The organism is Kitasatospora sp. MY 5-36, from assembly GCF_001182915.1.
Lineage (GTDB): Bacteria > Actinomycetota > Actinomycetes > Streptomycetales > Streptomycetaceae > Kitasatospora.
In genome coordinates, this window is record NZ_LFVW01000315.1 from 1 (window position 1) to 8,261 (window position 8,261).

10 protein-coding genes are annotated in these 8,261 nt (G+C 73.6%); 4 read left to right on the top strand and 6 right to left on the bottom strand.

Annotation, left to right across the window (positions count from 1 at the left end):
- Positions 1-1,224: ABC transporter permease (locus tag AE652_RS20895; protein WP_049653763.1), on the top strand; the 1,224-nt coding region annotated here is incomplete at its 5' end.
- Between the two features lie 147 nt (positions 1,225-1,371).
- Here AE652_RS20895 and AE652_RS20900 read toward each other — a convergent pair.
- Together AE652_RS20900 and AE652_RS20905 are read right to left on the bottom strand one after the other, a co-directional pair.
- Positions 1,372-2,130: a MerR family transcriptional regulator gene (locus AE652_RS20900; protein WP_049653764.1), complete on the bottom strand. Its 759-nt coding sequence runs from the start codon at positions 2,128-2,130 to the stop codon at positions 1,372-1,374.
- 141 nt (positions 2,131-2,271) lie between these two features.
- A complete protein-coding gene (locus tag AE652_RS20905) occupies positions 2,272-3,333 on the bottom strand; it encodes a DUF2332 domain-containing protein (RefSeq protein WP_049653766.1) in 1,062 nt (353 codons plus the stop codon).
- Between the two features lie 259 nt (positions 3,334-3,592).
- On the opposite strand from AE652_RS20905, the gene AE652_RS47420 reads away from it, so the two are divergent.
- On the top strand, positions 3,593-3,859 hold the full coding sequence (locus AE652_RS47420) for a hypothetical protein (RefSeq protein ID WP_199823123.1): 267 nt from the start codon (positions 3,593-3,595) through the stop codon (positions 3,857-3,859).
- Here the strand turns inward: AE652_RS47420 and AE652_RS49505 are convergent.
- The 3 genes from AE652_RS49505 to AE652_RS20920 all read right to left on the bottom strand — a co-directional run bounded on the left by AE652_RS49505 (position 3,773) and on the right by AE652_RS20920 (position 6,181).
- Positions 3,773-4,096, bottom strand: coding sequence for a DUF6191 domain-containing protein (locus AE652_RS49505; RefSeq protein WP_049653768.1), 324 nt, complete (start codon positions 4,094-4,096; stop codon positions 3,773-3,775). The genes AE652_RS47420 and AE652_RS49505 overlap by 87 nt on opposite strands.
- 107 nt (positions 4,097-4,203) lie before the next feature.
- Positions 4,204-5,340: an SUKH-4 family immunity protein gene (locus AE652_RS20915; RefSeq protein WP_049653769.1), complete on the bottom strand. Its 1,137-nt coding sequence runs from the start codon at positions 5,338-5,340 to the stop codon at positions 4,204-4,206.
- 127 nt (positions 5,341-5,467) lie between these two features.
- Positions 5,468-6,181 carry a hypothetical protein gene (locus AE652_RS20920; protein WP_369808313.1) on the bottom strand — a complete coding sequence of 238 codons (714 nt, stop codon included), beginning with the start codon at positions 6,179-6,181 and terminating at the stop codon, positions 5,468-5,470.
- A gap of 265 nt (positions 6,182-6,446) precedes the next feature.
- Here AE652_RS20920 and AE652_RS20930 point away from each other — a divergent pair, with 265 nt between their 5' ends.
- On the top strand, positions 6,447-7,004 hold the full coding sequence (locus tag AE652_RS20930; RefSeq protein ID WP_049653773.1) for an ATP-binding protein: 558 nt from the start codon (positions 6,447-6,449) through the stop codon (positions 7,002-7,004).
- A 76-nt stretch (positions 7,005-7,080) separates the two neighbouring features.
- Here AE652_RS20930 and AE652_RS20935 read toward each other — a convergent pair whose 3' ends face one another.
- On the bottom strand, positions 7,081-7,671 hold the full coding sequence (locus AE652_RS20935) for a DinB family protein (RefSeq protein ID WP_049653774.1): 591 nt from the start codon (positions 7,669-7,671) through the stop codon (positions 7,081-7,083).
- A 123-nt stretch (positions 7,672-7,794) separates the two neighbouring features.
- On the opposite strand from AE652_RS20935, the gene AE652_RS20940 reads away from it, so the two are divergent.
- Positions 7,795-8,261: class I SAM-dependent methyltransferase (locus AE652_RS20940; protein ID WP_049653776.1), on the top strand; the 467-nt coding region annotated here is incomplete at its 3' end.

Genomic DNA, 8,261 nt, shown 5'->3' on the forward strand with positions numbered 1-8,261 from the left:
AAGCGGGCAGCCGCCCGCGGCACGGTCGGTGGGGCGGGGGCGGTGGGCCCGGTGTCCCGGGCGCAGGAGCTGATCGGCCGGCTGCCGGTGCCACGGGCGCTCAGCCTCGGGCTGGCCTCCCCGCTCAACCGGCCGGGCCGCTCGGCGACCACCGGGGCCGCCGTGGTGCTCGGCACGGTCGGGGTCACCCTCTGCGTCGGCCTGACGCTCTCGCTGGGCTCGATCCAGGACGGTCTGGCGGCCGACCGCGCGGGCAAGGTGGTGGTCCAGACCCCGTTCGACGGCTCCGCGCCGTCCGCCGACCACGTGGACGAGGCGGCCGTGGCCAGGGCCGTCGACTCCCGCCCGGGCACCCGGGCCTGGTACAGCACCGTCCCGACCCCGGCCGCCCTGGCCGGCAGCACCGGGCGCTCCGAAGTGGTCGCGTTCAGCGGCGATACCTCCTGGAGCGGCTTCCAACTGGTCTCCGGCCGCTGGTTCCACGGCCCCGGAGAGGTCGTGGTGGCCGCCGCCACCCTGCGGGCCACCCAGGCGAAGGTCGGTGACACCGTCACCCTCACCGACCACGGACGCAGCACCCCGGCGAAGATCACCGGCGAGGTCCTGACCACCAACGACCTGGTGTTCACGGACCGGTCCACGCTGGCGCCGCTCGGCGGCGCGATCCACGCCGAGGCGCTCACCTTCCACATCGACCTCACCCCGGGCACCGATGCGCAGTCCTACGCCGACGGGCTGGACCAGGCCGTGAAGCCGCTGGGCCTGAGCGCCGACCCCGGAGAGGAGCACCTCAGCATCGTGGTGCTGGCGATGAACACCCTGGCGGGCACGCTCACGCTGCTGCTCTCCGTGGTGGCGGGACTCGGGGTGCTCAACACCGTGCTGCTGGACACCCGGGAGCGGGTGCACGACCTCGGGGTGCTCAAGGCGCTCGGGATGTCACCCCGGCAGACCGTCGGCATGGTGCTCACCTCGGTCTGCGGCAGCGGGCTGGCGGCCGGGGTGATCGGGGTCCCGATCGGCATCCTGGTGCACCACCGGGTGATGCCAGCGATGGCACGGGCCGCCGGAATCGGGGTGCCGGACGCCGACCTCGCCGTGTTCGCCCCGTCGGTGGTGGGGCCGCTGATACTCGGCGGCCTGGCGCTGGCCCTGCTCGGAGCCGTCCTCCCGGCCACCTGGGCGGCCCGCACCAGGACGGTCACGGCGCTGCGGACGGAGTGACGACGCGGGGGAGGGCCAGGAAACGAAACAAAACCCGGTACCCGGCCCCGTCTGGGAACCCCCCGTAAGGCTCCCAGACAGGGCCGGGCCGGGCAGGGCCGACCCAGGCCGTCCGATCACCTGGACCAGGCCCGGGCCAGGCCCGGATCAGGACAGCCGTGCCGCCGCGTACGCCTCCATGGCAGCACGCTGGTAAGCGGCCAGGCCCGGGGCGATGGCCTCGTACGCGGCGCTCCACTGCTCGTTCTCGGTGCAGGAGCGGGCGATCGCCAGGTACTCCTCGGTCGAGACGGACCGGAAGTCGTGGAGCAGCCGGTACTCCTCCTCGACCGTGCTCTGCACGGCCTCGGCGTCGGCCGGGTGGCCGGCCGCCTTCAGCTCCGCCAGGCGGATCATGCGGGCGGTCCGCTCGCGCTGCCCGGCCTCGATCTCGGCCGGGGTCATCGCGGCGGTCGCGCGCCGGGCCGCCTCGGCGTGCTCGGGGAAGTCGCGCAGGCTCGCGTCGACGTCGTCGGGCTGGATGCCCTCGAACAGGTTCTCGGGGCGGTTGATGGTCATGGGTGTGCCGTCCTTCTGGGAGCGTTCCAGGTCGGCGATCGTGCGGGAAACGGTGGCGGCCAGGGCGTCGAGCCGGTCGCGCTCGGTGACCAGCCGCCGGCGGTGGCCCCGCAAGGCCTCCAGCTCGTCCACCTGATCGCTCAGGATCCGGGCGATCTCGGTCAGCCCCACGCCCAGTGCCCGCAGTACCAGGATCTGTTGCAGCTGGAGCAGCTGCCGCTCCTCGTAGTAGCGGTGGCCGTTGGAGCCGATCCAGGCCGGGGGCAGCAGCCCGATCTCGTCGTAGTGCCGCAGGGTCCTGGCCGTCACACCGGACATCCGGGCCACCTCGGCGATGGGCCAGGCCATGGTTGCCTCCCTCGTTTCCACGTCCCACGTTCGCGTGGACCAGGGCCGGTTCTCCGGCCCTGGTCATGACGGTAGAAGCTGCCGCTGCGGCAGCTTCAAGCCCGGGACTTCCACGCTGCCCGCACGTTGTCGTACGGCCGCTCAGACCTCGCCGAACCAGTCCAGGGACTGCCCGTGCGGTCCGGTGAAGGCCACCGGCCGCTCGTCCAGGGCGAGCGCGAACAGCCCGGCGACGGCCGCCGGGCGGGGGAGGCGTCGGGCGACGGCCGGCAGCACCGAGACCGCCTCGTTGGAGATCCAGTGCCCGGGCAGTTCACGCATCGTCGCCGCGAACTCCTCCCGCTCCTCCGGCGGCAGGTACGCGAGCACCGCGCTGTGGAACACCACCGGCGTCGCCCCCGCCGGGGCCTGTGCGACCAACTCCCCTACCGTCGCGTTGAGATCGCCGCGCACCAGCAGCGGCGGTTCGGCCCGGGCGACCCGGACGGCGCCGCGCAGTCGCTCCAGCCGATGGGTCTGCTCGGGCCAGACCAGCGACTCCAGCCAGCGCATGTCCTCCTCGGCCCGCACGTCCAACGGATTGAGGTCGATCCCGGCCCGCCACACCACCTCGGGCAGCCGTTCCCGCAGGGAGTTTGGGAGCGGCACCGGCCCGCTCACCACGCAGTCCAGCGTCACCGGGCTCGCGGCGGCGCCGAACTCGGCGACCGGGGCACCGGCCCCACGCTCATGTCCGTCCCCGTCCCCCTGCCCGTCCCCGTCCCGCTGCCCGTCCCCGTCCTGGTCCCCGGCCAGGTACCGGTACCGATAGCGGTCCGGGTACAGGCAGAGCCCGGCCGAGGTGCCCACCTCGATCAGGGCGAGCGGCTGCGGCAGCGCGGCCAGCAGCGGCAGCAGGGTGGCGCAGCGGCCCGCCTCGTTGGTCTGCGTCCGCCGCTCCAGCATCGTCGCCGAGACCTCGGCCCACCGCTGCGCCGCCCAGTCGCGGAAGGCCGGCCAGCCCTCCGTCACCGGCCCACCCAGGTGCCGGACCGCGCCGAACAGCAGGTTCGGCTGCCGCTTCGCGGCCGGAAGCCCGTCCAGCAGTGCGCGCAACTGCCCGTCCCCGGCGACGCCTTCGGCCAGTTCCTGGTAGATCGGCGAGTTCCCGCGCGCCTCCCGCTCCGCGAACGCCCGGTAGAGCTCCTCCGTTTCGCCGCGCATCCCCCACACGTCCTTTCGACGCCTTCGCGAGTGATCGAATCGGCCCAGCCTACGCCCGGCCCGACGTGCCACCCGCTGACCCCAAGCGCTCTCCCGGACGGTGAAGCGGGAGTGGCGCGGTCCGCCGTGACCGTCGGGTGGTGGGGAGCTCACGGCCTTGGGAGCGACTGGGTTCGGGGCGTACCGGCCCGGCGGATCGGCCACCGGGTGACCGGCAGGTGGCCCGTCGGGTGAGCACGAGTTCGGTGTTGGGCCTGCGGTGAACAGCATCACCGTCTCCGATGATCTCCTGGAACGCCACTTCGCCGCCTTCGAGGAACCCAACGGCGAGGGCGAGCGCGTCATCGTCCAGGAGCAGCTCTCCAGGCCGCTGCCCAGGGCTCGTCCGCGAGTTCGGCAGGCCCCAGCACGCGTCGGGCGCAAGGAGAAGGAGGGTGAACTACCGCTGCTGTCGGACGACTGCGGTGCCGGCGCCCAAGTCGACACCCAGGCGAGGCGGGGCGCCGGCGTGGTCGTCGTCCCGTAGGACCAGTTGAGTCCGCCGCTGCTCGATCTGCACGCGCTTGTTGGCATTGAAGAAGGCGTGCAACTCCTCGGTCGCGGTGGCGCCAAGGCCGAGCCCGCTCCTTCGCGTCCGGGTGGTCAGACGGCGGCACAACCATCGCGGGCTGCCCGATCGCACCACGAGATGCCGGATCGAGGCCAGTGTGAAGGGCACGATCACCAGTACTGCCATGAGGAGCAGACCCGCCATCATCACCATGTCGGTCCAACGCGTGGAGGTGACACATCCGTTCCTGGCCGTTGCCGCCGTCCACGGCGGCGGCTGACCGGGCTTGTCACCCACCGGCGGCAACGGCTCCTGGGCGCTCAGCCCAGCAGGCCGCCCATGTGGCCGTCCTCGGCGAGCAGCCGCCAGGAGCAGCCGGGCGAGGCGAACGCCTCCGGGTCGACGGCCTCCACCAGCCGGTCCACCACCGCGCTCAGCAGCGCCTGCGGATCGAACACCGACCACGTCTCCCGGGCCCGGCCGTAGTCCCAGCGGTCCCATTCGGCGCGCAGCCGCTCGTACGTCCAGAGGGCGTAGAGCAGGGCGGACAGGTCGCGGTTGAGGTAGGCCTCGGGGTGGCCGTCGTCGTACCAGTCCGGCAGCTCCAGCCGGCCGGTGGCGCCGTCCAGGGCGATCGTGAGGTCGGTCGGCCAGTCCCCGAGGGCGAGGAAGTCCCGCTGGTACGGGCGTTCCTCCTCGCCGTCGAAGTACTCGGGGTAGGCCTCGCCCATGGTGACCAGCGGTTCCTCGCACACCCCGAACATCGCCCCGCCCAGTGGCAGGCCGACCTCGGTCAGCAGCCGCCGGGTCGGCTCGTGGACCAGGGCGGCGGGCAGCTCGGCGGGCCGGAAGCGGTGCACCCGGCCGGGGCCGCCGTCCTCGTCCGTCAGCGCGGCCAGCTCCGCCACCAGCTCCGGGGCTATCGCGTACGCGGGCCCGTCCGGACCGCCCGGCAGGGCGCCCCAGCCCAGCGCCCGCACCAGCAGCGCGGTGCCCCAGTGCGGGGGCGGTGCGGAGCCGTCGCCGAACAGGCCAGGATCGATCTCCCGCATCCGCCGTTCGGTTCCTGCCAGCACCTCGGCCAGGACGGCCGGCCCGCGCCGCCCGTCCAGCGCCTCCGGGCGCAGCGCCGCCTCGGCCACCGAGTCGACCTCGCGCACCAGGCCCGCGAGCGCGGTCAGGTCGGAGGCCAGCAGGTCGCGGCGCGGGCCGCCGTTGTCCAGGAACACCTCACCGGTCACCCCGTCCAGCAGCACCAGGCTGCCGCCGGCGGCGAACGGCGTGCAGTACTCCGTCTCCCCGAGGACGAACAGCCGCTCCGCCTCCGCCGGGAACGCCGTCAGCTCCCCGCCCCGGAGCGCCTCGAAGTCCAGGAACGCCCCGGCCGCAGGCAGCCCCTCCCGCACCAGGAACTCCCGGCTCCCCGCGTGCACCACCCCACCCGGCAGCTCCGCCACCCGCTCACACCTCACGTGCCCCCACCCTTTCCCGGCCTGCCCCGTGACCCACAGACCCTAGCGGTCCGGCCTGACAGTGCTGAGGTGTGCTGTGGGTGGGGCGGTGGGGTGCGGTGGCCCGCCCGGGTCACGGCAGTGCGACCTCGTCGACGTTCCACTGTTCGGGCAGGTCCGCGTCGCAGAAGGCGCAGGCGTAGTGCTCCTCGCGGACGAGGTTGCAGTTGCCGCACCGCGGGCAGCGGCGGAAGACCACGGCGTGGGTGAAGGCGCCGGGGTGCGGGAGCCCGACGAGGGTGAGGGCGGCGGCGACGGCGGGCCAGGAGGTGGTGTCGGGGCAGTAGTCGGTGGAGTGGTTGCCGACCGTCTCGACCTCCCAGCCGTCCCGCGAACGCCGGAACCCGATCTCCCCGGCGCTCAGCACCAACTCACCACCCGCGCAGGCCATATGCTCGCTACGGCGCGGAGCGAGCCGCAGTGTGCCGCCGAGGCCGACCACGAAGGTGAACGGCTCCGCGAGCTCCGCCGCCGTCCGCTCCGCCCGCTCCTCCGCCCAGGCGGCGAACTCGCCTGCTGTCCGTACCGGTTGGCCGCATCCGGTGCCCGTCCCGCCGTCGTCCCCCGGCCACAGTTCCGGCGGTCCCACGTACCGGTACGCCCGTCCGAAGCCGTCCGCCGTCTCGGCCGCGACTCCCCGTTCGGCCAGCCGCACCCGCCAGTACGCCATCTCGACGGTCGTCCCGCTCAGGCCGAAGTCCCGCAGCTCGTCGAGGAGTTCCCGGGTCTGCCGGAGTGGGAGCCCCGCGTGGCCTCCTGGCCCCAGTCGCAGCAGACGGCGACGCACTGGGGGCAGAACCGCTCGGCGTCCCACCGCAACTCCCGCCCGTGCAGCAGGGACTGGCCAACGCTGCGGACGGCGGTGCCCCCGCAGTCCGGGCACCGGACGGCCGTCCTCACACCCTGTCCCTCGTCCGTCACGCCGGATGCCCCCATGCCCCCATGCCCCCATGCCTCCATGCCCCCATGCCCCCATGTGCCCTGCCCCTGCCCCCGATGTCCGACACCCTACGGCGCCCCGCGCCGCCACCCCGGGCCCGTAGAGTGCGGGGATGAAGCGCTATCTGCTGACCGGCACCCCGGGGGCCGGGAAGACTGCGGTCCTGCGGTGGTTGGAGTGCGCGGGCTACCCGGTGGTCGAGGAGGCCGCCACGGACGTCATCGCGCTGCGGCAGGCCCAGGGCGTGCCGGAGTCGTGGACGGACCCGTCGTTCGTGGACGCGGTGGTCTCCCTGCAGCGGCAGCGGCAGGAGGGGGCCGTCGGTGGGCCGGGGGAGGTGCGGTTCTTCGACCGCTCGCCGGTGTGCACGTACGCCCTGGCGGTGTACCTCGGTCATCCCGTGACCCCTTTCCTCGCCCGGGAGTTGAATCGCATCCGGGCGGAGGGGGTGTACGAACGCGAGGTGTTCTTCGTGGAGAGCCCGGGCTTCGTCACCCCGACCGAGGCGCGGCGCATCTCGTACGAGGAGTCGCTGCGGTTCGAGCGGATCCACCGGGAGGCCTATGCCGGGTTCGGGTACGTGTGCGTCCCGATCGCCCCGGGGCCGCTCGCCGACCGGGCGGCGGCCGTCGTGCGGCACGTCGGCGCGCCCGCCCGGCACGGAGGCTGAGATCCCCGGCCGCTCCTCCGCCCTCCCGGCGCTCTCCGGCTCAGGCGATGCTGCCCTCCTCCCGGCGCTCTCCGGCTCAGGCGAGGCCGCCGGCCTCCCGGGCCGCCCGCTCCACGCGGTCGTGGTGGGCCCGCCACCAGTCGGTGTCGCCGGGGGCGGTGTTGGCGCCGTCGGAGCGCTGGCCGGTGGCGCCGTCGACGAGTTCGCGGACCAGGTCGGCGTGGCCGACGTGGCGGTGGGTCTCGGCGATCATGTGGACGAGCACCCGGTGCAGGGTCTGCTCGTGGCGGGCGCCGAACGGCACCTTGCCGACGGCGTCCAGCGGCAGGGCCTCGATGGTGGCGTCGGAGTGCGCCCAGACCCGCCGGTAGCGCCCGACGACCTCCTCGGTGCTCTCGTCCGCCCGCGCCCACAGGTCGCCGTTCGGCTCGGTCTGGCCGGTGATCCACACCGGGGCCGGCTCGGGGAAGGGGCGGCCGAAGGTGTCGCCGAAGTACAGCGCCTCGGCGCCGGTGACGTGCTTGACCAGGCCCAGCAGGTTGGTTCCGGTGGGGGTGAGCGGGCGGCGCAGGTCGTACTCGGAGAGGCCTTCGAGCTTCCAGAGCAGGGCGTCGCGGGCGTCCTGGATGTAGATCCGGAGGTCGTTCTTGTCATCTGCAGTGGTCATGGGATCAGTCTGTTGATCGCATGATGCCTGTCCATTGATTTCCGGTCCCACCCGCCCCGACCAGGCGTCAACCCGTGCCACGATCAAGCCTGTTCACCCGAAACAGACCTGTGAGGAGCAGCCATGACCGGCGACGCCTGGTCCTGGGACGAGACGCTGTTCGCCGGAACGGCCGCCCACTACACCCGGGGCAGGCTCCCGTACGCCCCCGGACTGGCGGAGGCGCTGGCCGGGGCGCTGGGGCTCGACGGGCGGGGGCGGCTGCTCGACGTGGGGTGCGGGCCGGGCACGCTGGCGCTGGGGCTGGCCCACCTGTTCGACGAGGTCGTCGGGGTGGACCCGGACGCCGGGATGATCGCCGAGGCGCGCCGCGTGGGCGCCGAGGAGCCCAAGGCCACCTGGGTGCGGGCCAGGGCCGAGGAACTGCCGCTGGGCCTCGGCACCTTCACACTGGCGGTCTTCGGCCAGTCCTTCCACTGGATGGACCGCGACCTGGTGGCGGCGACCGTACGGCGCATGCTGCGGCCCGGCGGCGCCCTGGCGCACGTCTCGGACCTGAAGGGCGAACCGCGTCCCACCGAGGGGCTGCC